Source organism: Ligilactobacillus pabuli (assembly GCF_022836475.1).
Taxonomy (GTDB): domain Bacteria; phylum Bacillota; class Bacilli; order Lactobacillales; family Lactobacillaceae; genus Ligilactobacillus; species Ligilactobacillus pabuli.
Genome location: NZ_BQXH01000010.1, coordinates 62756 through 88308, shown reverse-complemented (window position 1 = coordinate 88308; position 25553 = coordinate 62756). Strand labels below are relative to the sequence as shown.

The following is a 25553-nucleotide window of genomic DNA, read 5'->3' as shown; positions in this document are numbered from 1 at the left end:
GCCCGCACAAGTCCATCCAACTTCCATTTGTCAACGCCAGTCTCACTAATTCAAAGACGCAAAAAGCAGCTGCGACCCACCCAACAGGTGAACCGCAGCTGCTTGTTATTTAAACTTTATTTTTGTTCAAATTCAAAGGTAATATGGTAAGTTTTCTTTTCGTTTTTCTTTAAGACAACGTCGCCAAAGTTTTCATTGTTGATCGCATCTGGTAATTGTTGTGCTTCTAAGGCAACCCCTTCACACGGCACAGCGTCTAAGCCATGGTCACGTGAAAGCTTGATTCCATCGTCAATTTCTGGCATGGTGTACATCACTAAGCCAGTTCCTTCACTCTTCAAGGTCAACTGACGTCCACTTTCGTTATCGCGCAAAACTGCGACCGGCTTCGTGGCCATCCCAGGACCGTTCACAACGAAAGCATCGTCAAAGCCTTCATTAGCATCGATGGATTGTTGCAGATTGGTAAACTTCCGGAAATCATAAGGGGTCTCATCTACTTGTAAGACCCGGCCAGTAGGGATCAGTTCATCATCAAGCTGCAAATATTCGTTACTATTGATCATCAAGGAATGCGAAGACAAGTCACGTTTGTCGCTTAAGTTAAAGTAAGCGTGGCAAGTTGGATTAAAGAGCGTTTCACTTTCCCTATTTAAAGCACTATATGAAATGGTGACCCGGTTAGCATTATCTAAAGTATAGATAATGGTTGCTAAATAGTTGCCAGGGAAACCATCGCGACTTTCTTTAATATGTTTCTGGAAAATGACACTGACACTGTTGGCACTCCGGGAAGTGGTGTAACCCCAGTTCAAGAACCGGTAACTGCCTGGGCCGCCATGCAGCGTATTCCCATTTTCGTTGGTTGGCACCTGGTATTGTTTGCCATCGAGAGTAAATTGACCGTTCTTGATTCGCCCGGCAACTCGTCCAATCGACTGACAACAACACAGAGAGTTATCATAGTACCCTTTCGCTGTGTCAAAACTTAGCAATAAGTTATGGTGACCGCCGTCTTCAGTTGGCACCAAGAATTCGTTCCAAGTTGCTCCCATCGTGAGACAAGAAATTTCCGTTCCATTATCATTGACGAGTCTGATCTTAGTGACGACATGTCCTTCAAAGTTTTCTATGACGCTCCGAAATATATCCATTAGATTCCCTCTTCTTTCTGACCTTTTTTATGATTTTCCATCTTCAGTGTACCGCATTTCGCTTCACTTTTAAAGCGGTTACATCAATGTAAATGATTTTGTTTACCATGGTACAAATTGGTATAGTTATTTAAAAATAATCATTTTAATTACTTTAATTTACTGAATAATCCTTACAAATTCGAGATTGCCTAGTTTAAAAGGCTTTTGTTTTAAGCATTATTGATTATTTAACTATTTAATAGCTAAAAAAACTTGCTTTTTACAAATTTATAGAGTATGGTATATTCATCAACGAGAAAAGATAATTGCATTGGAGGACTTAGAATGAATAATACTGTTGTAGAAAAAACAGAAGCACGTCAGGATAAAGATAAAGAATGGACAATTTCAAATGAAGATGGACATTTTCTTCGCGTGACTTTTTCTGTAGCCTTGGAAAATAACATGAAGAACCTGCGGAACTTCTCATTCAACAGATTTGAATCAGAACAGCTGAACAATCTTTCTCCACTTGTTCCAAGCTTGACCGATGATTATGAATTGATCATTGATGATTCTGTGATCGGCAATGCCTTTTTGCCACTCGATGCACAAAAAGCAGAACCACTTTTCAAAAAAGTTAACTAATTATCCCTACGCTATTTAACTAGCGTTTCGGGTCACTAATAATTGAAGCCAAACCGTACTCACTGAATGGGGTACGGTTTTTTCATGCGCTCAAACTAGGCGTGTTCCTCCAGCCCAAACGTCAGACGCGAGCTGCTGAAGTGCGCGGCACACTTCTGCTTGTTTCCCAGCAAAAAAGACACCGCCATCTCGTGACCGTGTCTTTCCTGTTTATCTTTTTTCTGCGATATCAACCAAGGCATCCTTGATATCATCAAGGTCCGTCTTGATTCCTCGCAAAACGTTTGCTGGTTCAACTTGTTCGGGGCGATATTTAACTTCGCCTAAAACTACCCCAGCCTGCCTTTTTTTCGTATGTGGGCGATGTGTCTTGGCGCGACTGGCCAAATGAACTCCTGTCTGAACTAACCCAGCGGCTGCCACTCCGCTTAAAAAAGCTGCTTGATTTAAGTGCTCATGTAATTGACGTCCCATCACTGTTCACCCCTCCTGAGATTTACCTTCATCATAAGTTAAGCTCGCCTTTTTAGCAAGCCAAACGCCTGTTATGCTTCCTTTACTTTCTTAGCAACCATTTACTTTTTGCCTAACTTAAAAAATGGTGAATATGGTGGGTGCTAGTGAAACTAGGTGCTGCAAGTATTTCACCATCTATGTACCCTGAAACGACCCCGTATGAGTTATTCCGAAACAATTTCAGCCACAAAATCAGTACATCACCGGTTCCATTTAAAGGAATGATTTCATTTTTAATCCCAGCTTTGTCAAATAGCCCACTCAAATAGTTCGTGACTTGAACACTCTCACAATTAACAAACTTAATTTTAATTAAATTTCTTAAGGTTTCTAGTTTCTATTCTTTTCCATGATTACTTCGCATCTACTATCTTTAATTATGGTAGATATGAGTTTATTATGTCCGGATTTTACACAGAAAAATAGCTAATAGTCAGTACACACCAGAACAATTATTAGGTTTTATCAATTAGCTTTACTAAAACTTCTAAGACAATTATATGTGGAACAATTCTTCTTTATAATATCTTATGTTTTATATTACCATAGCCTATTGCTTAACGTAATGTAACCGATTACAATAAGGGCGTAAATATTTATGTTAACTATTCCTTTATTGTCATTGGTATTTTTGTTGCTCAATCCACATGTCATCCGGGTTTTAACACTGTTTAAAAATAACGAGGAGTGTATTTCTATGAAAGCGGGAAAATATATTGGTAAAGGTCACGGTTTTGCAGAAGATTTAGAATTTGAGGTTTCAGTTGACGAAGATAAAATTATTGAAATTAAGTTTCTCAGACAAATTCCGGCTAGTGATAATCCCTCACAGATGCAAGAAGTCGCTGTTACAAAACTGTCAAAAAATATTATCGTCGCACAATCGCTAGCTGTCGATGCTATTTCTGGAGCGACTGCCTCTAGCAACGCTGTTAAAGAAGCGGTTAAAGATGCTGTCATACAAGCTGGCGGTGATCCAGCAAAATTTGAAAAATCTGTTACTACAACAAAAGAAATTGAAGTTAAAAATACTACGCCTAGTCTCTCAAAATTACCGGACAAATGGGACGTTACGTATGACGTTGTAACAATTGGCGGTGGTTTTGCATGTTTAGCTGCAGCTCATCGGGCAGCCCAACTTGGAGCTTCGACCGTGGTTGTTGAAAAGATGCCAATGATTGGTGGTAACTCGCAAATCAATGGTGGGGTCTACGCCGCTTATACCAGTAAGTTAGCAGCCGGATTACAGAAAAATTTAAATCTCAAGCCAGATACTGCTGAAAAACACATTAAAGACACTTTAGCAGGTGGTGATTTCATGGGAGATCCTAAATTAGTCAAGAATCTCGTGTATGGTTCACCATTTTACTTGAACCTCCTGTTAGATAATGGCTTAGAAGTTCGCCCATCCTTGACTCGTCCAGGTGGACACTACGGTTATCGAACTTATACCATGAAGCATGGTGTTGGCTCAGATATTGTTAAAATTCAGAAAAAACTTGCTGAAGAAGCTGGCGCTCAAATACTAGTCAACACTAAACTAACTCAAATCTACCGTGAGCCAAACGGTAAAGGTGCTGTAGTAGGCATCCGTGTTGATACTGAAGATGGTCCCAAGACAATTCGTGCACGAAAAGGCGTCATTCTCGCAACTGGTGGTTTTAGTGCCAATGTTGCAATGCGTACCAAACAGGTCCCGTATTTAACTGCAGATTTACCAACAACAAATCACGTTGGTGCTACCGGTGAAGGATTAACGATTGCTCAAGAAATAGGTGCAAACACCATGCAAATGTCTTATATCCAGTTATTCCCATTTGCCGATCCAAACAATGGTGTACTGGACGCATACGCTGTTATTCCTTTCTCTGGTCCGAGCTCCGGGATCATCTATGTCGATATCAATGGTAAACGTTACGTTAATGAGGGTGAACGCCGGGATGTTTGTTCAAAGGCCGCACAAGATAGTGCCGGTTTCCCAACATTTAGTATTTTCGGGCAAAAAATCGTTGATAATGACGGCTTTATTGCTCCTGAGCAGCTAAAAGATGGACTAGCTGCCGATCGTATTTTCAAAGCGGATACCATCAAAGAACTAGTGGACATTATTAATGAACACACGTACAAAGGTCATTCGGTATCAATGAATGCTGATGATTTAAATGCCACCATCAAGCAACACAACGGTTATATTGAACAAGGGCAAGATCCTGATTTTGGTAAAGTTATTGACAAAGAAATTATGATCAAGATCGAAGAAGGACCTTATTATGCAATTCCTCAGTGGCCATCGATCCATCATACGATGGGTGGTATCACTATCAATGAAAAAACAGAGGTTGAAGATATTTGGGGTAAAGTGATTCCTCACTTCTACGCAGCAGGAGAAGTTACTGGCGGTGTGCATGGTACGAATCGTTTGGGTTCAAATGCTATTCCAGACTGTTGTGTTCATGGCTATATCGCTGGTCAAATGGCAACGAACGGTACTTTACCAGATTTTATTCCTCGAGACTAAATAAAAAGATTAGAATCGGGTAGGAGATATTCACCCTGTCGCCCCCACACCACCGTATGTACGGGTCTGTATACGGCGATTCAACAACTTAAGCTTTTAATTGAATAGACTGGTACAGTTTTGACAGATTTATTAGTCCACGCTGTGCCAGTTTTCCATTTGTTATGACTACACATAGTGTCTTACCGTGTGTTGTGCCGGTATTCTTTACGAGTATTGACATAGATTTTCGCTGCTTTAGGCTTCATTCCTAACTGAATCAATACCTTATAACGAGTTCCAATCAATATTCTTCCATTATTTCCAATTGACGAATACGCGAGCGTAGCCAAGCATCTAAATGAAGCCATTTTTTCAATAGGATATTGCTAAATCTCGTCCTACATTTTCTGTTTAGTTTCTTTGAGAATTTCACCTAGGCTACGGCCGCAATTTTTCTTAGTAATTCTCTTCAAGTTCCTGTTTAACTCTTTGTCTTTATTTCCGATGTGGAGTATATAAGCTCCATTACGTCCAACACTCAATAAGAAGCCCAAAAGCTTTAATCTCAATGGCGAGCCGCATTATGTCTTTTTACACCCCCGCTCGCAAGCACTTTACGCAAACGCCTAAATAAAAAAGCAGCCTTTCTGCGGGCTGCTTTTTCTTGCTTAATTAGTCTTGGTCTGCATAACCTTGTGGATGAGTTTCATGCCAGTTCCAAGCAGTTTGAATAATTTTATGAATATCGTCAAATTGCGGCTTCCAGCCCAGGATCTCGCGAGCTTTGTCTGAAGCAGCAATCAATGTATCTGGATCACCGCCGCGACGTGGTGCCATTTCGGCTGGAATCTCTTTGCCAGTTACTTCACGGGCAGCTTCAAGGATCTGCTTGTTAGAAAAGCCGGTCGATGAGCCCAAGTTAAAGGCGTTAGAATCATTGTCGGCCAACAGATATTTGACTGCCAAAATATGCGCGTCAGCTAAATCAGTTGGGTGGACATAATCCCGGACGTTCGTGCCATCTGGTGTATTGTAATCATCACCGAAGATCTTGAGTTGATCACGTTTGCCCATGGCAACTTGCAAAACAATCGGTAACAAGTGAGTTTCAGGATGATGGTCTTCACCGATCGAGCCGTCTTCTTTAGCACCGGCAACGTTGAAGTAGCGCAAAGCGACAAATTTAATGCCGTAAGCTTTGTCAGACCAGCGCATGATTTTTTCCATCATTAACTTGCTTTCACCATAAGGGTTGATTGGCTTTTGCGGGTCGCTTTCCTTAATTGGCATTGTTTCAGGAATACCATAAGTTGCGGCTGTTGATGAAAAGACGATCTTTTTAACACCAACTTCGTTCATGACTTCCAACAGCTTGATCATACCAGCTGTATTGTTGTCAAAATATTTCAATGGATCTGTCATTGATTCTGCGACCAATGAGAATGCGGCAAAGTGGATCACTGCTTGAATGGCCGGATTTTCCGCAAAAACTTTGCGCATAAAATCTTGGTCAGACAAGTCTCCTTGATAGAACTTGGCCTGTGAGTTAACAGCGGCACGATGACCTGTGACCAAACTATCAACAACGACGACTTCTTCACCTTTTTGGATCAAACGATCAACGGTGTGTGAGCCGATATATCCTGCTCCACCTAATACTAATACTGCCATGCAACGATTCCTCCTACATCAATTCTGCTATTTTTGACCAGCGGGCATTTGGAAACGCTTTTAAAAATTTAGCCCGTGATCGCTCATAATTACTTCATTTTCATTCTACCAGTTTTTTAGGTAAATTGAAAAGTAAACTTGAACAAAAATCACAGAGCGAAGTGAGGCGTTTAAAAGACGAACATTATCGTGAACAGGACTTTAATGCGTTTTCGGCATTGAAGGTCTGGTTAGGATAAGCGGAATCTCTTGCCTCACGTAGCTCGACTAATAAAGTGCTGAGCTCCCGGGCCCGTTTAGATACTAACCAATTGTTTTTTGTACTAAACTTTCCAATAGTTTGGTACGTAAGCTAAGGTTTTGTACTAAACTTTGTCACAGTTTGGTACACATTAGTTTGCGATAGTTATGTCTACAGCAGGTTCTGTAGACAGAAGTTTGCGATAGTCATGTCTACAGCAGGTTCTGTAGACAGAAGTTTGCGATAGTCATGTGTACAGCAGGTTCTGTAGACAGAAGTTTGCGATAGTCATGTCTACAGCGTGTTCTGTAGACAGAAGTTTGCGATAGTCATGTGTACAGCAGGTTCTGTACACATAAAATTGCGATAGTTACGTGTACAGCGGTCTTATTCAAAGTTCAGTCTCCCCTGCTCATTTGTCAAAGCAGTTTTCCCGAAAACGAGCAACTCTCTTTGTTTCTTCTGCTAACAAAATCAAAAATAATATTTGCTTACTTTTAGTAAGTGTGATATCTTTATAGTATCAATTAAATTTCGGGAAGGTGACATCATGAAATACTTATATCGCTTAAATTACCCAGAAAACTGGGACGCAGCTACTCCAGTCGCAATTGCTTTACATGGAATGGGAACTGACTATCACGACTTACAGCCAGTTTTAGACGAAATCGCACCAACTGAGATCCAAATCTCAGTCCAAGGCGACTTACCCTTCCAACAAGGCTATATGTTCTTTAAGACGGACTTCGTGCGCGGGACCAGCGCCGAACAAGATACGATCGGTTCGACCGTAAAAAACGTCCACGACTTTATCTGCGAACTATTAGCGCAAGAAGGTCTAAATGACCACCCCTTACACTATCTTGGCTTCAGTCAAGGTGCAATTTTGGGGACTGGTTTAGTTACGGCCTACCCGGATTTATTTGACCAAGTTGAATTATTTAGCGGTCGGCTGCCTCAATTTATTGAAGCCCAGTTAACTTCGGACTTAAGTGGTCAGCATCAGAGTCCACGGATCTTCATTTCGCAAGGACTGCTTGACCCGCTGTTTCACCCGGAAGTTGGCCGTCATCTGAACGAAATTTTCAGCCAACATTTTAGTCACGTTCACTATCATGAATATCAAGTCGGTCACGGGATCGCCCCGCAAACTTTGCGCGACGTCCTGGCCGAAAATCAAAATCACTAAGTATTAACTAGAAGAGAAAGGATCTTTATCAATGGCAAATGCAATTATTCCAGAATTTCAATTAAATGAAAAAACACACCCAGGCAACGTCGCTTTAAAAGTGATGAACCTTGACTACATGGTCGCCTTTTATACCCAGATCATCGGGCTCAAACTGCTGGCAAACGATGGTCAAACAGCCACACTCGGCGCTGGAAACACACCGCTGTTATATTTACTAAAAACTGACGCCCACCGTCCCAGCCAACAAAAGACCGGCCTGTATCACACTGCTTTCCTTTTGCCTAGCAGAAAAGATTTAGGGAACGCCTTGATCCACTATGTTGCCAGCAACGCCCCAATGAGCGGTGCTGCCGATCATATCTACAGCGAAGCCCTCTATTTGACTGACCCCGAAGGTAATGGGATTGAAGTCTACCATGACAAGCCGCGTTCTGAATGGACCATCAACGAAGATGGTGAAATTCCTAGTGACACCTTAGAAATGGACGTTGAAGGTGTCTTAAAGGCGGCAGACCAGAAGTGGAATGGTTTCCCAGACGATTCGATGGTCGGCCACATTCACTTGAGTGTCTCCAACGTTGATACAACCACAGACTTTTACACTCAAGTTTTAGGCCTATCGCTGAAATTTAACTTTGGTGACGCTGCCCGCTTCCTCGCAACAGGCGGCTACCACCATCACATTGGTGCCAATACTTGGATGAGTAAAGATGCCCCTACTTTAGCCGATGATGAAATTGGCTTGAAGTACTACAGCTTTTACGTTCCAGCTCAAGCTGAATTAGACCGGATCGCCGCTCACATGACTGATAAGCAGCTGTCTTTCAAACGAACAAACAACGGTGAAATTTGGTTTACTGATCCAAGTGGTATCACTGGTCATTTTGAATTACAACCTCAGGCTTAAAGCTCTCGCTAATAACTAAAATTTAAACACAATCACAGCTCCCAGAAAGATGCTTAGTTTCGTCTTCCTGGGAGCTGTTTTTTTCACAAAAATTATTTTTCGAAGGCTCACAGGTAATTTAGCTCTTAAAAGCCATTTTAAAGAAAATAAACCCGTTAACGAATGATTAACTGGTTTTGACCTATTCGGGCTAAAACCAGCCTTATTTGGCGTTTAATAACATCATTTTGCCCCACAACCTGCATGCGTTGTTCAAACTGCTTGTTTAAGCAAAAAAAGAGACCCTGAACTTTATTGAAAAGTCCAAGATCTCAGTTAATTATTTGCTAGTTAATTCTCAAGGCAACTTCTCTGCTCCCTTTAAATCAGAAACATCGAAAATTGTCTAGATTACCACCAACCGTTACTTTGATGGAATTGTACGGCCTTTTGAACTGAGCCATAACGTGAGTTTGCATAGTTTACCAAACCTTGAGTTTGATTAGCAACGCTACCACTTCCCCAGCCTTCTTTGGTTTGGCCTAAACCACGGTAACCAGTTGATGATGTAGCATTTGGATTACCACCTGATTCAGGCATAACCACTGTATTCCACAATGCTTCTGTACCACCATTAGCTAAGAATTGATCCTTAGTAGAACCAGAGTTGTTAGTTGATGCGGCATGTCTAACAGGTGCTGCTTGTTGCTGAACTGGTGCTTGGTAGTGCTGAGCTGGTTGAGCAGCCTGTTGTACAGGTGCTTGTTGTGGTACTTGCTGTTGAACAGGTGCTTGAGCAACTGCTTGTGTTTGTGGTTGTTCAACAACCTTAACATTACCCTTCTTGTCGATTTCCAGCTTTTGGCCAGGCAAGATAAAGTTAACGTCAGCTAATTTGTTAGCTTTTTCGATAGCTTTAACTGTTGTGTGATGTGCCAAAGCAATACCTGAAACTGTGTCACCAGCTTTAACTGTGACTGTATCGGCGTTGGCTGCAAGTGATCCGGCTGCGAATAAACCTGCGGCTGCTGTAACTGTAAGTAATGTCTGCTTAAAATTCATAAAAAATATTCACTCCTGTGTGTATTTGGCTATCAACTCTATCAATATTGAAAAATTGATTTTGAGCTGTGACAAACTCAAACCGTGTGTTTGATCTGTTTGTCTCAATGGATTCTAGTTCATCTCCTGAACTGACGATGACTAGTATATGAATTTAATGTTGCAACAACATTGCAGTTCCTTAACGTAAAACGGGGTCTTTCGTCACATTATGTTACATCTGTAATATTTTGTAATATTTGTGTTAAAAAACTAGGGTGCTAAATCGGGACTGAAGCCCAATTTAATCACACTGAGACCTGCCTAATTTTTATATGACAAAATGCCCGTTTTTGTCAGCGTAAAAAAACAAACTTTTTTGAAAATCTGCAACTTTTTTTGAATTTTTCCTAAATCGGCACTTTTTTGAATTTTTTAACCCCTAATTCCGGGTTGATGTAACTTTATTGTAATTTTTCAGCTTATCGTAAAATAAGAGCCGTCTGCCCTATTCTAATCAGTCTTTTTAGTAGTAATAATTCGCGTAAATTTTTTGCAGCTCAAAAAAAGTGATTTTTGGTCCAGGATAAATTTGCCCACTCAACCACTTTTTTTCCACTGGAATTTCAGAATTTTTCAGTCAAAAAGACAAATAACGGCGAATTTCTGAAAATTTCAAGCAGATTATTTTCTATCTTGATCAAGAATAGCTATAATAAATGTCGTACATAATTTGAAAGAGGTGTTATATCTATGTTAAAGGAATTTAAAGAGTTTATTGCCCAAGGTAACGTGTTGGATCTAGCAGTCGGTGTCATTATTGGTAGTGCATTTACAGCCATTGTTAATTCATTAGTTGACTACTTGATCAACCCGTTAATTGGACTATTTATTGGTGGGATCGACTTTTCCGACTGGGTTTTCAAAGTCGGGGATGCCAAATTCAAGTTTGGGTCATTCATTAACTCGATCATCAGCTTCCTCATCATTGCTTTCATCGTCTTCTTGATCGTTAAGGCCGTTAATAAGTTAATGCCTAAGAAAGAGGAAGAAGAAGCAGTCGATGAACAAATTGCATTGCTGACTGATATCAGAAATGCTTTAGCCCCTGAAAAAGCTGCGGCTGAAGAAGAAGCTGCCCGTTTGGAAGCCAGCGAAACAGATCCACTTGATAAATAACTAAATTTAAAGATCCCAACCGGTGTTAAAACCGGCTGGGATTTTTTGTCTACTTCTATAGTAGGTTTTTGTTATTTTTTAACTGTCAGCCCCCCACTGCCTGTAAAATGGTGGAACACTGTGCAGGTGGATTGGGACTTAGAAACAGGCTTAGCCACGGTGAAGCAGATTTCGGGCGAGTGGAGTCGCTCAGTGCTTGGCCGCCTGGCTGACAGACGATTCCGGTCGTTAGTGGGATAGCTGATCCTACTTTTCAAAACTTGGACCGGCGATTGTGATTTGGTCCCACTTGCCCAAAACAGGACCGGCTATCGGGATTGCTGACACTGTTTCACCAAAACAAAGGCAGCTATCTCATTTGCTACACCTGTTTCACCAAAACAAGGGGAGCTATCTCATTTGCTACACCCCTTTCGCTAAAACAAGGGGAGCTATCTCATTTGCTACACCCCTTTTGCTAAAACAAGGGGAGCTATCTCATTTGCTACACCCCTTTCGCTAAAACAAGGGGAGCTATTTCATTTGCTACACCTGTTTCGCTAAAACAAGGGGAGCTATTCCATTTGCCACACCTGTTTCGTTAAAACAAGGGGAGCTATCTCATTTGCTACACCCGTTTCGTTAAAACAAGGGGAGCTATCCCATTTGCTACACCCGTTTCGCTAAAACAAGGGGAGCTATCTCATTTGCCACACCCCTTTCGCCAAAACAGGTGTGGCAATTCTATTTCCAGCCTAAATTTAATCCAAAAAAATAACACCGCCCCGCTTCCTCACATTTGAGAAAAAGGACGATGTCATTTTTTGTACTATATTATAGAAAGAAATCTCTTCTATAAATAAGCGAGTTTTCCGCTCTGTTTTAGTCGAGCTCCGTGAAACAGAAAGCTCCGCTTAGCCAAGCCCGACCTTCAATGCCTAAAACGCATTAAAGGCCTGTCTCTGCTAATGCTCACTTTCTCCCGTTTCACTCCGCTCTGTTTTAGTTTCTGGAGTAGTTTGGTGCTTCTTTTGTAATTTGAACATCATGTGGATGAGATTCTACCAAACCAGCACCCGTAATTTGAACAAATTGTGCGTCATCAGCCAAAGCTTGGATGTTTGGTGCGCCAACGTAACCCATTCCTGAACGTAAGCCGCCCAACATCTGGTAAACTACGTCGCCAACCTTGCCCTTATAAGCAACTTGACCTTCAATTCCTTCAGGAACCAACTTGTTAGCTTCGTTAACGCCGCTTTGGAAGTAACGGTCAGCTGAACCATGAGTTGAATCCATGGCGCTCATGCTGCCCATGCCGCGGTAAGTCTTGAAACGACGTCCCTGATAAATGACAGTTTCGCCTGGGGCTTCATCCGTCCCGGCTAACATTGAACCAAGCATTACTGCGCTACCACCAGCTGCCAAAGCTTTAACGATATCACCAGAGTATTTGATTCCGCCATCGGCAATGATCTTCTTACCATATTGACGCGCAACTTCTGCTGCATCATAAATGGCTGTAACCTGAGGCACACCCACACCGGCAACGACACGAGTTGTACAGATCGAACCAGGTCCGATACCGACTTTAACTACGTCAACACCAGCATCATACAAAGCTTTAGTTGCGGCACCAGTAGCCACGTTACCGGCAATCAATGTTGCTTCTGGGAACTTAGCCCGGATCTCAGCAATTTTACGCAAAACGCCAGCTGAATGACCATGCGCCGTATCGATAACCAAAGCATCGGCACCGGCATCGAGTAAAGCAGAAGCACGTTCGAAGGTATCACTTGTCACCCCAACGGCAGCTGCGACTAACAAACGACCATGAGCGTCCTTAGCTGAGTTAGGATATTCAACGACTTTTTCAATATCTTTGATTGTGATCAAGCCTGACAAACGACCTGCTTCATCCACGATCGGCAATTTTTCAATTTTATTGCTTTGCAAGATGTTTTCAGCTTCATCTAAAGAAGTGCCTTCATTGGCTGTAACTAAGTTTTCCTTAGTCATTACATCTGCGATCGCAACTTTAGGATCACTGACGAAACGAGTGTCACGGTTAGTAATGATCCCACAGAATAGCTTGTTTTCCATTGTTTCAACGATCGGCACACCGCTGATCCGGTAACGATTCATCAATTCTTCTGCCTGACCAACTGTGTCTTGTGGTGTCAAATAGAATGGGTCGATGATCACGCCGCTTTCAGAACGTTTGACCTTGCGGACTGCATCTGCTTGGGCTTCAATTGTCATATTTTTATGAATGACACCCATGCCGCCTTGTCTTGCCATCGCGATCGCCATCTGCGATTCAGTGACCGTATCCATTCCTGCACTAATGATCGGAACGTTTAACTTCAAGTTCGGTGCGAGCTGCACACCTAAATCAACTTCATTCGGCAATACGTGGCTTTCAGCCGGAATCAATAATACATCATCAAATGTTAAACCTTTTTTGGCAAATTTTGTCTCCCAGTTAGACATCAAAAACGCTCCTTTTCTTTTTTTGCATCAAATAAGCCCTTTTGTAGCGACTTGATCAACTTAAATTATTCAACAAAGTCCGATGTTGAGTCAGGCATTGACACCCGCCTCACTTCGCCCTGTTTTTAGTCGGGTTGTTCAAACCAGGACTTTCCGCCTAGTCAAGACCAGCCTTCAATGCCGAAAACGCATTAAAGACTAGTCTCCACTAGTGCTCGAGTCCTCCCGGTTTGCTTCGCCCTATTTTTTTAGTCGGGCTACGTGAGGCAAGAGATTCCGCTTATCCCAACCCAACCTTCAATGCCAAAGACGCATTAAAGATTAGGTCACGATAATTCTCGTCTCTTAGGCGCCTCACTTCGCCCTGTTTTTTTATATTGTTTTCTAATGTACAAAAAAAAACTAACCTTTGCAAGCTTTCTTAGACATTTTTCATAAAAAAGTTAACTATTTCAATTAATTTCTGCAAAGATTTCGTTTTTCAATGTGAATCAACCTAAAATTGGCTAAATTGTTAGGTTATTTCTAATCTTGATTACCAGTCAAATACTTTAGTTCGTGATAAGGCAACGGGTGAGTAAACTTGAGATTCATTCCCACCACCCTTTTAGGTTTCGGCCGGTCAGTCGGCATCGTTTCCTCTGCCACAGTATTGCGGTCGATCGTCGCCGGCCCCAAATAGGTGTACCCCTTGCCCTCAGAATCACTGCGTTTGGCAAAAATATGCAGCTTGACCTGCGGCGTACCATTTGCTTTGACTGCCAATAAACGTTGAACTTCCGCCGACTCCAGCGAGCGCGGACTGCGCGTATACCAGCGGATCGCCGTATTGTTGGCCAGCGAATTCTGGTAGTTGCGGCTGGTCATGACTTTTTCATCTTTTCGATAGGTAATAAAAATCGGACACTCCTGCTCACCGACCCAGTAGCCGTACATCGGCGCGCTGAGATCTTTATCCCAGTTTAACAGCCGACAAACATCTTTGCGAGTGTAGCGTCTGTACAAGGTAAATTGTTGCGTGTTGTCGTATGCTTCACTCAGCTTTAACCCGCATTCGAGCGCATCATTCAACAGGCGTGAAAAGTCGGGTGCATCAGTCAGGGCAGCCTGAAAAGCTGGAGCGAGCTGGTAGTTAAAGCCGTCGTGGTCCACCAAGGCTTGACCGCCGTAATCGTCAGCTTTGAGTTTCTTCCCAGATTTAATGGCAAAAAAGTCGAGGCCTAAAATCAAGTCGAGTGAATTCAACAGCTGCGCATTGTAGTAGTACCCTTTTTCTTCAAAAACGCCCAGTAATTCCTCTTCCGAAACTGTTTGCTGTCGTAAAAGCATGGTCAACAAAATTAACTCATGTGGCCGTTTACCAAGTGCTAACTCCTGCGACACGAATGTCAATAATTGGTCCTGGTAGGTCGTCAATTCGACGGGTTCACGGACCTTTGCCAAAAATTGCGCGTAGTTTTCCACCCGCGAATTAGTCAAAAAGACCCGTGGATCCAGCGAATCTTGTGCCAAATAATCACACAGCAGCGGTGCCCGTCCCAGTCGTTGTTTGCCCGCAGCAAACGCCGCCTTTAGCTCACGCAGACTATCAAGCTTCACGGCATCTAGCGCCGCAAAGATCCGTTCTTTCGCAATTGGACTAAAACTGATCGTCGACAAACCTAAGATCGGTTTGAAAGCCAGCTCTCGTTTGGCACGGTCTTTACTGCTGGAGTGGTCATCATGCAAAGCCAGCGGAATCAGGTAATTATTTTTATAGTTGCCAATAAAATCAAGCACTGTCACGTAATCTTTGCCGGGATACTTCCGTAACCCCCGCCCTAACTGCTGGATAAAGACAATGCTCGACTGAGTGTTGCGCAGTAAAATCACCTGGTCAACACAAGGAATGTCGATTCCTTCATTAAAGATATTCACAGTTACCAAATATTCCAGCTCACCTTGTTCCAACCGGGCAACTGCTTGATCTCGCTGGCTGATCGTTTGTTGGTTAGTCAAAGCTTGACTCGGGTGATGGCGAGCCGTCAACAACTCCGCTAATTCAACGGCTTCATCTTGCCGACTGCAAAAAATCAACCCATGCGGTGCGTGGCTGGAATCGCCATAATAATCCAACTGCTGCAAAATGTACTGGACCCGTTGCGGCGAAACCAGCCGGCTCAAAGTTGAAGTTTCGTCGATCAGTTCACCGTCCGCTTCATAGTCAGTGACCCCGATATAATGAAAGGGACACAGCATGTCTTCGGCCAACGCCTGCTGTAAGCGCACTTCGTAGGCAATGTTATGGTCAAATAATTTGAAGACATCAAATTCATCTGTCCGTTCCGGCGTAGCTGTCATGCCTAACGTAAATTGGGGTTCGAAGTAAGCAAGCAGTCGCTGATAGCTGGCCGCCCCACTGCGATGAGCTTCGTCGATCATCAGATAGTCGAATTCCTGCGGGTCAAACTGCTGCAGCACTTCTGGCTTGCTGATGGTTTGGATCGTCGCAAATAAATACTTCGCATCTTTTTGGTGCATGTTCCCAGAAAGCAAGCCAAAATCCGTTGCTGGTCCGCCTAAAACATTCCGAAACGAATCTCTGGCCGCTTCCAAAATTTGCTCACGATGGACGACAAACAGAAAGCGGCGGGGCGCAAATGCCTGCACATCAAAGGCACCCAAGTACGTTTTCCCCGTCCCTGTCGCTGAGATCAACAACGCACGGCGCGCCTCTTTTTGCCGCAACTCTGCCAAATTAGCCAGGGCTTGTTCCTGCATGTGGTTCGGCGTAATTTTAGGGTGGGCAGCCGGAACTTTTTTAGTTCCACTCACTTGGTGGGGACGCCATTCTGGTTTGACATAGTTCGCCGCATAATCGGCCAGCCAGTCTGTCGTTAGTTCTCCAGCCGTTTGCCACTGACGCTTAAACTGCTGAGAAACCTGTTGGAATAAGGCTCCATCGCTAGTGGAAGTCAACCGCAAGTTCCACTCATAGTTGCTCAACATTGCCGAGCGTGTCAAGTTAGCACTTCCGACAATCATAGTTTGTTGGTCGCCATTATCAAACATGTAGCCTTTGGTATGAAAGCCGCTCACTTCAGTAATTTTCACACTTAAGTTGGGGATTTTCAGCAATTCCGCAAACATCTCCGGCGCGTTAAAGCCAAGGTAATCTGAGGTCAGCAAGTTCCCGCTGACATTTCTGGCCGCCAATTCGCTCATGACCGCTTTAAAGGGTGTCAACATGTCTTGCGTGATAAATGCCACGGCGATACTAAAGGACTGGCACTTTTCAAATTCATCCAGTAAATGTTCCCAAATGGTCCCATGCTCGTCATTGACCAGTAATTTAGGTGCCAACATTTCATTACCGGCATACTGCTGTTGATTTAATAGGCCATGCAAAACAGCCTGTTGTAATTCCTGATTTTCATTCATCAAATTCAATCTTCCTCAAATCCTGCTGTTCCAACCATTCCAAAGCCGGGCGACTCGCTGGCAGCCATTGTAATTGCGCTAATTCTGCCGGGGTCCCCCACTGAAATTCAGTGTGCGCCTCGTGCTCCAGATTCTGTGTCAGCAGTTTGGCACAGAAAAACTGAATGTGGATCTTCGCATAACTGTATTCGTAATCGCCAGGGACCGGCAACTGCGGCCCTAAAACAATTTCGTCGCCTAGTTCTTCTTTAATTTCACGTTTAATAGCCTGTTGGGCAGTTTCGCCCGGCTCGATCTTACCGCCGGGAAATTCATAATAGCCGCCGCCCACCCGGTGAGCTTGACGCCGGCCGGTCAAAATTCGGCCATCTTCGATCAAGACAGCTGCCACAATATTTTGTTCAGGTTTCATTAGTTTCCTCCAATCAATGCTTTCGCTTCGTCAAATTTCCGGACAATCATCTTTCTCTTTATCATACCAGATAGACCAACAAGAGTGGGGACTGGCATCTGCAAAATGCGGCTTTTACTGCTAAATGGTGGTGCACACTGGTGTAGCTGGCGGATAGTCCTCGCTATGCCACACAGTCTTATTTTGGCGGATTGGCGGGAACGCTCAGTGCTGCGAAGAACGATTGCCGGTTCTACTTTGACCAACTAGTGCCAGCTATTACGATTCATGGCCCTACTTTTGCAAACTAGGGACGGCTATCTCGTTTGCTACACCTGTTTCGCAAAAACAAGGGGAGCTTTTCCATTTGCTACACCTGTTTTCCAAAAACAGAGGGAGCTTTCTCGTTTGCTACACCTGTTTTCCAAAAACAGAGGGAGCTTTCTCGTTTGCTACACCTGTTTCACCAAAACAGAGGGAGCTATCCCATTTGCTACACCCGTTTTCCAAAAACAGAGGGAGCTATCTCGTTTGCTACACCTGTTTCACAAAAACAGAGGGGGCTACCTCATTTGCCACACCTGTTTCGTAAAAGTAAGGGGAGCTTTTCCATTTGCTGACGTTATTTCGGCAAAACAACGGCCACATTTCTATTTGCGAACGCCGTTTTAGGCAAACAGCGTTCGCATTTCAACTTGCAACCGTTGTTTTAGGAAAACAGCGTCCGTATTTCCATTTGCCAACGTCGTTTCGACAAAACAGCGATCGCATTTCAACTTGCAACCATTGTTTTAGGAAAACAGCGTCCGTATTTCCATTTGCCAACGTCGTTTCGACAAAACAGCGATCGCATTTCAGCTTACTGACACCTTCCACAAATTTTAGACAGCGTTTTGCTTTTCTTTTGCACTAAAATTGCTTATCATCAAGGTGTTAGGTATTTCAAATAATCTCATGGGGGTCACAAGACATGGCAACAGAACGAACATTGATCTTGATCAAACCGGACGGCGTCAAAGCTCATCATATTGGGCAGATCATCACACGGATCGAAGACAAAGGTTATTCGATCGATGGCTTGAAGGTCACAATGGCTACACCTGAATTACTGAAGAAACACTACGTCGAAAAAGTGGACAAACCTTACTTTTCCGAAATTGAACACTATATGCTAGAAGGACCGATCGTGGCAATCATCGCCAGCGGTTCGCGCGTCATCAAGGGGATCCATACCTTGGCCGGCGACACCAGTCCTAATCAAGCGGCACCCGGTACGATCCGGGGCGACTTTGGCCGCATGTTTGACGATGGAATTTTACGCAACGTCATCCATAGTTCCGATAATCCACAAAACGCTGAAAAAGAAATTAGACTCTGGTTTCCCGAACTAATTCCACAACCTTAAGCCAGCAAAAAAACGGCCTTCATGTACAAATGAGGATCGTTTTTTTAGTCGAGCTACTTGAGGCAAGAGATTCCGCTTATCCCGACCCAACCTTAAATGCCAAAAGAGCATTAAAGGCCAGGTCACGATCATGCTCGTCTCTTAAACGCCTCACTTCGCTCTGTGTTTTTAGTCGAGCTACTTGAAACAGAAAACTCCGCCTATCCAAGCCCAACCTTCAATGCCGAAAGCGCATTAAAGGCCAGGCTCCGATAGTGCTCATTTTCTCCCGTTTCACTCCACTCTATTTTTATTGCATATCTTCGTATGCCTGGGCAAAATTCAGCACGGTTTGATCCGCCCCATATGCTCCCACCAGTTGCATGCCAATTGGCTTGTCATAATCACTAAACTTACATGGTACCGAAATTGCCGGATACCCTAAGGCATTGAAAACTCCCAGGTTGGTATCCATTCCCATCGAGCCCGTGACCAGTTCCGGCAGCGGTCCATCCAAGTCTGGCAGTTTGGTCGCTGTAAATGGTGTGGCCGGCATTGCCAAAATGTCGTAGTGTTCCATCACTTGGGCAAACTTCTCTTTTAAATCGATCAACAAGTTCTGTGCCCGACCGTAATAGTCAATTGGCGAATGATCAGCCAACATTCCGCTATACACTAAGACTTGGACAATTGGCGGCAGTTGCGTGTAATTTTCCGGCAACAACTGATGGTTAAGAGCCTCACTGAGATCGACTGGGTAGTAATTACCGCTGCCGATACTGCTGCCGCCCGCCTTGATCAACTGGCGGTAAGTTGAGATCGTGTTGAGCGTATCGACCACCGTCCGCGCTTCATCAAATTCTGGGATGGAGATTTCTTCGACTGTCGCTCCCAGTTTTTCAAAGGCCAAAATATTTGCCCGAACCGTTTGATCAACGACCTTTTCCGAGCGTTTCAATCCAAAACATTCCCGAACTAAGCCAATTTTTTTACCTTGCAGATCTGTCGACAAGTTGTGCGCAAACTCAAAAGTCTGCTCCATTTCTGCTTGACGGCTATCCAAACCATCCGGACCAGCCAGGGCATCCATCGCTAAAACAATATTATCCATCGTTTTAGACATTGGTCCCACATAATCTAATAACTGGTCAACTGACCCGATTCCTGTGTAGGGCACAACTCCACGGGATGGTTTAAAGCCATAAATACCGCACCAGGAAGCGGGGATCCGGATCGAACCCGTTTGATCACAGCCCAAGGCGAAATCGACTTCTCCTCCGGCAACCAAAGCAGCCGACCCACTAGATGAACCGCCAGCTGAATAGCCTGGTAAACGTGGATTTTGAACTAAACCAGTGTCCGCCGAAAAGCTGCTGCCAGCAACAAACAGATTTTCACTAACTGCCTTACCAACTAAGTCAGCTCCAGCAGTTAACAAACGAGTGATGACTGTCGCATCCGCCTGTGGTTGGTAGCCGTTGAGCAGCTTGGTCCCAATTTGCATCGGCACATCAGCGACCGTAATATTATCCTTAACTGCAAATGTTTTACCTAGTAATGGTCCGCTCGCTGCATGTTCAACTTGAGTTTTAACGTACCAGGCATTAGATTTGTCATCCGCAAACGGACGCTCCTGATAGCTGCGTTTGCCAGTTGCTTTCACGGTTAACACCGGTGAATATTCCATGACGTCCCGAAAAGTTGCTAAAAAATCTTCATCTAACATTTTCCAGTACATTTCTTTTTGTTCCTGGGGCAAATTAGCGTCTGAGATTTGTTTGAAAAAATCTTCCTTATTAAAATCCATCTTGTGCCTCCGCTCTCTTTTTTCTTTTATTATAGCAAACTCTCCCCGCAAATTCTGCCAGTTATGTTTACCCAAAACAGCCGTCCAACAATTACTAACTTTGAACGACTGTTGAACGACTATTAAATTTATCTGCTGCTATTAAACTATTCCTCAACAGCTTTCAATTCAAAAACAGCACTAGCAAAATCACCTTCATTTTGCAGTAACGGATAAATCCCGATCTGCATCAGTTCGCTGCCATAAGCAGTATATTCGCCATTCACACTATACTTCTGTTTCGGTTCTAAACCGACAAAATTCAACATGTGTAATGGCGTAGAAGCCTCTGAAAAAATATCAAAGTACATCGCAACTGCTTCTTTTCGATCATCTGAAACAAACATCCAAGCTGTGCGGGTAGTTTCAAATGGATTTTGTAAACGGTAAAACTTGCCAAATTGGATCAACCGGCGGTGAGCCTGATACCACTTGACTTGCAGTTTGATTTCTTGCCGTTCATTTTCCAACAGGTCCAAGGGGTTCAGCTCATAACCTAAATTACCGCTTGAAGCAACTAACCCTCTAGTTTTCAGTGATGTCATTCGCCCAGTCTGCTTATTCGGTACTGCGGAAACGTGCGCCCCCATCGAAACGACCGGATAAACTAAGCTAGTTCCGTACTGGATCTTCAACCGTGCGATCGCATCAGTATTATCAGATGTCCAGGTTTGCGGCATATAATAGAGCATTCCGGCGTCATAACGCCCGCCACCCCCTGAACAGCTTTCAAACAAAATCTCAGGATATTTATCCGTTAAACTTTCTAAGAGAGCATACAAGCCTAAAATATAACGGTGAGCGACCTCTCCTTGCTCCGAAGCCGAAAGCTGGGCATCATAGACTTCAGTTAAGTTGCGGTTCATATCCCATTTGAGATAGTCGAGTTCAGCATGGTCAATGATATAAGACATTCGTTCCAGCAAATAAGCACGAACTTCCGCCCTGCCTAAATTCAGTACGAACTGACTGCGGTCGATCGAACGCAGTTGTCCTGGGACCTCCAAGACCCAATCGGGATGAGCTTGATAGAGTTTAGATTTGACAGAAATCATTTCCGGCTCGAACCATAAGCCAAATTTCATATCCAACTGATGACAATAATCACTCAGAGGTTTTAATCCATTTGGCAGTTTCTTACGGTCAACGACCCAATCTCCCAGTGAGCTGTTAGCCGCATCTCGTTCACCAAACCAGCCATCGTCGAGCACAAACATTTCGATTCCTAGTTCATGAGACGATGAAATAATCTCTTGGAGCTTTTTTTCATCAAAGTTGAAATAGGTAGCCTCCCAATTATTCAACAAAATTGGCCGAGTTTGGTGCGCATACTTGCTTTTCATCAAATTGTTCAAGAATAAGTCATGCAAACTTTGCGACATCGCATTTAAACCGTGATCACTATATACTAAGACTGCTTCGGGTGATTGAAATGACTGTTGCGGTTCCAGCCACCACTCAAAGTTCTGGTCGTTGATTCCCATTTGAACGCGGACCTGGTTATAGCCGTCCATTTGAATCACCGATTTATGACTTCCACTATAAATCAACGCAAAGCCAAAAACTTCACCAGAAAATTCCGTGGTATGCGGGTCAACCAGTGCACAAAACGGATTTTGCGTATGGCCTGAAGCTCTGCGTTTGGAGTCCAAGATTTTGATTCCGGTGTTCAGTGGTTCAATCGTCACGTTTCTTTCTTGGGCATACCGTCCATTTAGCTGCAGCAAATTTAACTCATTATCCGGCGAGTCCAAGCTAAATGAAACTAGGCGCTCAATTTGCACTGGCTGGTCGGTTAAATTCTTGACCCGACTACTACGCGTGATCACTGGTAAATCACGAAAAATCGTGTAAGACAAATCAAGTTCCAAGTGCGCATCGTTTTCAACCAATTTGACTGTTAACGTCTGTGCTTCATCTTCCTGGGCAAATGTTGCGGGTAAGCCAGTGAGCTGCGGTTTGCCAGCTGTGATCGTGTAGGAATCATAGGTGAAATTAACGGTCCGAGAGCCATTGGGAAACTGGACGACGATGCCCGGTTCACGGTAATCAGCCCCTCCAGCTCCGGGAAATTCTTGTGGTAAGGTGCTTAAGGAAAAGTCCCGGGTCTCTATTTCTTCAGGACTGGGGGCAAAATGTCGCATCAAGCGCGGATAGCGGCGTAAATTAGAATAATGTTCAACTGCCTTACCATAGTAATGGTGTGCCAGAATTTTTTCATTTTCGACTCCCAAGACATAGCTGACCTGAGAATTATGCAAATGAAAAGTTAACGGCTGCGAACTAACTTCGATCAAACTTGATTTTGCGGATGTTTTTCCCATTAGAAATACCTCCTATTTAAAAACAGAGCGGAGTGAAACGGGAGAAAATGAGCACTATCGGAGCCTGGCCTTGAATGCGTCTTCGGCATTGAAGGTTAGGCTTGGATAGGCGGAGTTTTCTGTTTCACGGAGCTCGACTAAAACACAGAGCGGAGTGAGGCGGTTAAGAGACGAGCATTATTGCGACCTGCCTTTAATGCGATTTCGGCATTGAAGGTTAGGTCGGGATAAGCGGAATCTCTTGCCTCAAGCAGCTCGACTAAAACACAGAGCGGAGCAAACCGGGAGAACTCGAGCACCATCGGGACCCAGGAGTTAATGCGGTTTTAGCATTGACCCTGGGTTTGGATGGGCGGAAAGTTCTGGTTTGAGTAGCTCGACTAAAAAACACAGAGCGGAGCAAACCGGGAGAACACGAGCACCATCGGGACCCAGGAGTTAATGCGGTTTCGGCATTGACCCTGGGTTTAGATGGGCGGAACTTTCTGTTTCACGCAGCTCGACTAAAAACACAGTGTGGGGTCCCCTTCCAAAAGTTCAACAAATCTTATCGTAACCATCTACCAGCATAACGATTTATTCCAAAGTTTCTTTTCAAATATGTTATAGAGAAAACTGTAAGCGGTCAACATTTCAGCTCATTTGCTTCACAGAGCGGAGCAAAGCGGTTAGCTCCCGAGCATATCGGTGGCCGGTCTTTAATACGGTTTCGGGATTGAAGGTTGGACTTGGATAAGCGAAAGAAGCTGCTTTGTGGAGCTCAACTAAAAAAGCCAGTCGGAGAATCTCTAAATTCAAAAAACAGAGTCTCCTGAAACAATATTTCCGGTTCGAACAAATTACCCAGGCAGCCGCTTCCTTAACAAATTACTAAAGAATTTGTTTAAGTATGCACGATAGTAACTACAATTTGCCCAAATTACCGTTAGATGAACAATCCTTCCACAAAGTTAGAATTTTTTGAAAACTATGTAAGCGTTATTTTCTGAAAACTAATGAAAACATTAGCCCATTTGCATGTAAATTCACATATTTTGCTTGTTTTTACTCGTAAAAAAAGATAAAATAATGACGTGGATGAATGTCAGTGAATTCATCAAAAAAATTTTCTTGGATCAGTGAAATTGCTAAACCCAGTTTCACATGAAAGAGAGGAGCTTATTAATGTCTGTTTATATTGAAAAGGTTATTGCTCGTGAAATTTTTGATTCCCGTGGCAACCCAACCGTTGAGGCCGATGTCATTTTGTCAGACGGCACAATGGGTCGCGCTGCTGTTCCATCAGGTGCTTCTACAGGTGAAAGAGAAGCTGTTGAATTACGTGATGGTGGCGACCGTCTTCAAGGTAAAGGTGTTTTGAAGGCTGTTGAAAATGTAAATACTGAAATCAATGACGCTTTGCATGGTGTTGACCCACTTAACCAAGCAAATGTTGATCAAATCATGATCGACCTTGATGGTACAGAAAACAAGGGTCGTTTGGGCGCCAACGCTATCTTGGGTGTCTCAATGGCTAACTGCCGTGCCGCTGCTAACTATGAAGGTATTCCTTTATACCGTTACCTTGGTGGTACACATGCAGAATTACCTCAATCATTCCATAACGTTATCAACGGTGGGAAGCATGCCGATTCAGGTATCGACACACAGGAATTCATGATTTCTCCAGTAAAGAAAGAATCATTCCGTGACGGTATCGAAAAAATCGCTAATGTTTACCATACATTGAAGAGCGTTTTGGCTGAAAAAGGTTACGAAACAGGCTTGGGTGACGAAGGTGGATTCGCTCCTCGTTTGAGCTCAACTGAAGAAGCAATCGAAATGCTTGTCGCAGCTATCAAACAAGCTGGCTACGAACCAGGCGAAGAAATTGCTATTGCTTTGGACCCTGCTTCCTCAGAATTCTACGACCATGAAACTGGTAACTACAAATTCGAAGGAACAGAAAAAACTCCTGATGAAATGATCAAGTATTACGAAGGTTTAGTTGACAAATACCCAATCATTTCTATCGAAGATCCATTTGGCGAAGACGACTGGGAAAACTACGCTAAGTTCACTGCAGCTGTTGGCGACAAAGTTCAAATCGTTGACGATGACTTAGTTGTTACAAACCCTGCAATCGTTCGTGAAGCCATCAAGAAAGGCTGCGGTAACGCTGTCTTGATCAAACTGAACCAAATCGGTACAGTTTCAGAAACATTGCAAACAATTCGCATGGCTAAGAAGAACGGCTGGACAGTTATGATGTCACATCGTTCTGGTGAAACTGGCGATACATTCATCGCTGACTTCGCTGTTGCCACAGAATCTGGCGAAATTAAGACTGGTGCTATGGCACGTTCAGAACGTGTTGAAAAGTACAACCAACTTCTCCGGATCGAAGAAGAACTCAAAAATACAGCACCTGTTGCACGTTTCCCACACAGTGTTGACTTTGACTAATAAATAAAATAACAGAGTGTAGTGCAGCGTTTAAAAGACGAGCACTAACTGGTAAAAGAACTGCAATGCGTTTTTAGCATTGTGGTTCTTTTATTGTTAGGCGGAATCTTTTGCTGCACGGAACTCGACTAATAATAGCGTTTAAAAAATGAGCACTAACTGGTAAAAGAACTGCAATGCGTTTTTGGCATTGTGGTTCTTTTTTTGCTATAAATCATGAAAATTTCATAAAATTTAGTTTCAAACTTGAACAACGTCCAAAAA

The 25553-nt window shown here is 43.5% G+C and carries 16 protein-coding genes; 7 read left to right on the top strand and 9 right to left on the bottom strand.

Annotation, left to right across the window (positions count from 1 at the left end; all coding sequences use genetic code 11):
* Window positions 1–116: 116 nt before the first annotated feature.
* Window positions 117–1154: an aldose epimerase family protein gene (locus tag LPAF129_RS06385; RefSeq protein WP_244055328.1), complete on the bottom strand. Its 1038-nt coding sequence runs from the start codon at window positions 1152–1154 to the stop codon at window positions 117–119.
* A gap of 327 nt (window positions 1155–1481) precedes the next feature.
* On the opposite strand from LPAF129_RS06385, the gene LPAF129_RS06380 reads away from it, so the two are divergent.
* A complete protein-coding gene (locus LPAF129_RS06380) occupies window positions 1482–1784 on the top strand; it encodes a hypothetical protein (RefSeq protein WP_244055327.1) in 303 nt (100 codons plus the stop codon).
* A gap of 210 nt (window positions 1785–1994) precedes the next feature.
* Here the strand turns inward: LPAF129_RS06380 and LPAF129_RS06375 are convergent, their stop codons facing one another.
* The gene (locus LPAF129_RS06375) at window positions 1995–2258 is read right to left on the bottom strand and encodes a hypothetical protein (protein ID WP_244055326.1); all 264 of its coding nucleotides are present in this window, start codon (window positions 2256–2258) and stop codon (window positions 1995–1997) included.
* A gap of 739 nt (window positions 2259–2997) precedes the next feature.
* Here LPAF129_RS06375 and LPAF129_RS06370 point away from each other — a divergent pair.
* Window positions 2998–4818 (top strand): flavocytochrome c, encoded by a 1821-nt coding sequence (locus LPAF129_RS06370; protein ID WP_244055325.1) that lies wholly within the window; start codon window positions 2998–3000, stop codon window positions 4816–4818.
* Between the two features lie 654 nt (window positions 4819–5472).
* Here LPAF129_RS06370 and galE read toward each other — a convergent pair.
* Window positions 5473–6471 carry a UDP-glucose 4-epimerase GalE gene (gene galE, locus LPAF129_RS06365; protein WP_244055324.1) on the bottom strand — a complete coding sequence of 333 codons (999 nt, stop codon included), beginning with the start codon at window positions 6469–6471 and terminating at the stop codon, window positions 5473–5475.
* Between the two features lie 791 nt (window positions 6472–7262).
* Here galE and LPAF129_RS06360 point away from each other — a divergent pair.
* Both LPAF129_RS06360 and LPAF129_RS06355 read left to right on the top strand, forming a co-directional pair.
* Window positions 7263–7901, top strand: a complete 639-nt coding sequence (locus LPAF129_RS06360) for an alpha/beta hydrolase (RefSeq protein WP_244055323.1) — start codon at window positions 7263–7265, stop codon at window positions 7899–7901.
* A 31-nt stretch (window positions 7902–7932) separates the two neighbouring features.
* On the top strand, window positions 7933–8811 hold the full coding sequence (locus LPAF129_RS06355) for a VOC family protein (RefSeq protein WP_244055322.1): 879 nt from the start codon (window positions 7933–7935) through the stop codon (window positions 8809–8811).
* A 390-nt stretch (window positions 8812–9201) separates the two neighbouring features.
* Here the strand turns inward: LPAF129_RS06355 and LPAF129_RS06350 are convergent, their stop codons facing one another.
* A complete protein-coding gene (locus LPAF129_RS06350) occupies window positions 9202–9852 on the bottom strand; it encodes a LysM peptidoglycan-binding domain-containing protein (protein ID WP_244055321.1) in 651 nt (216 codons plus the stop codon).
* A gap of 732 nt (window positions 9853–10584) precedes the next feature.
* Between LPAF129_RS06350 and mscL the strand changes: the two genes are divergently transcribed.
* Window positions 10585–11010 (top strand): large-conductance mechanosensitive channel protein MscL, encoded by a 426-nt coding sequence (gene mscL / locus LPAF129_RS06345; RefSeq protein WP_244055320.1) that lies wholly within the window; start codon window positions 10585–10587, stop codon window positions 11008–11010.
* A gap of 981 nt (window positions 11011–11991) precedes the next feature.
* On the opposite strand, the gene guaB is transcribed toward mscL, so the two are convergent.
* The 3 genes from guaB to LPAF129_RS06330 all read right to left on the bottom strand — a co-directional run bounded on the left by guaB (window position 11992) and on the right by LPAF129_RS06330 (window position 17311).
* Window positions 11992–13479, bottom strand: coding sequence for an IMP dehydrogenase (guaB, locus tag LPAF129_RS06340; RefSeq protein ID WP_244055319.1), 1488 nt, complete (start codon window positions 13477–13479; stop codon window positions 11992–11994).
* A gap of 525 nt (window positions 13480–14004) precedes the next feature.
* Window positions 14005–16899, bottom strand: a complete 2895-nt coding sequence (locus LPAF129_RS06335; protein WP_244055318.1) for a DEAD/DEAH box helicase — start codon at window positions 16897–16899, stop codon at window positions 14005–14007.
* Window positions 16892–17311, bottom strand: coding sequence for a (deoxy)nucleoside triphosphate pyrophosphohydrolase (locus tag LPAF129_RS06330; RefSeq protein ID WP_244055317.1), 420 nt, complete (start codon window positions 17309–17311; stop codon window positions 16892–16894). The genes LPAF129_RS06335 and LPAF129_RS06330 overlap by 8 nt, the downstream gene beginning before the upstream one ends.
* Before the next feature lie 949 nt (window positions 17312–18260).
* On the opposite strand from LPAF129_RS06330, the gene ndk reads away from it, so the two are divergent.
* Complete coding sequence (gene ndk, locus LPAF129_RS06325; protein ID WP_244055316.1) at window positions 18261–18695, top strand: nucleoside-diphosphate kinase; 435 nt, start codon at window positions 18261–18263, stop codon at window positions 18693–18695.
* A gap of 289 nt (window positions 18696–18984) precedes the next feature.
* Here the strand turns inward: ndk and LPAF129_RS06320 are convergent, their stop codons facing one another.
* Together LPAF129_RS06320 and LPAF129_RS06315 are read right to left on the bottom strand one after the other, a co-directional pair.
* Window positions 18985–20481, bottom strand: coding sequence for an amidase family protein (locus LPAF129_RS06320; RefSeq protein WP_244055315.1), 1497 nt, complete (start codon window positions 20479–20481; stop codon window positions 18985–18987).
* 146 nt (window positions 20482–20627) lie between these two features.
* Window positions 20628–22844 carry an alpha-galactosidase gene (locus LPAF129_RS06315; RefSeq protein ID WP_244055314.1) on the bottom strand — a complete coding sequence of 739 codons (2217 nt, stop codon included), beginning with the start codon at window positions 22842–22844 and terminating at the stop codon, window positions 20628–20630.
* A 1164-nt stretch (window positions 22845–24008) separates the two neighbouring features.
* Between LPAF129_RS06315 and eno the strand changes: the two genes are divergently transcribed.
* A complete protein-coding gene (gene eno, locus LPAF129_RS06310) occupies window positions 24009–25289 on the top strand; it encodes a phosphopyruvate hydratase (protein ID WP_244055313.1) in 1281 nt (426 codons plus the stop codon).
* Window positions 25290–25553 lie beyond the last annotated feature (264 nt).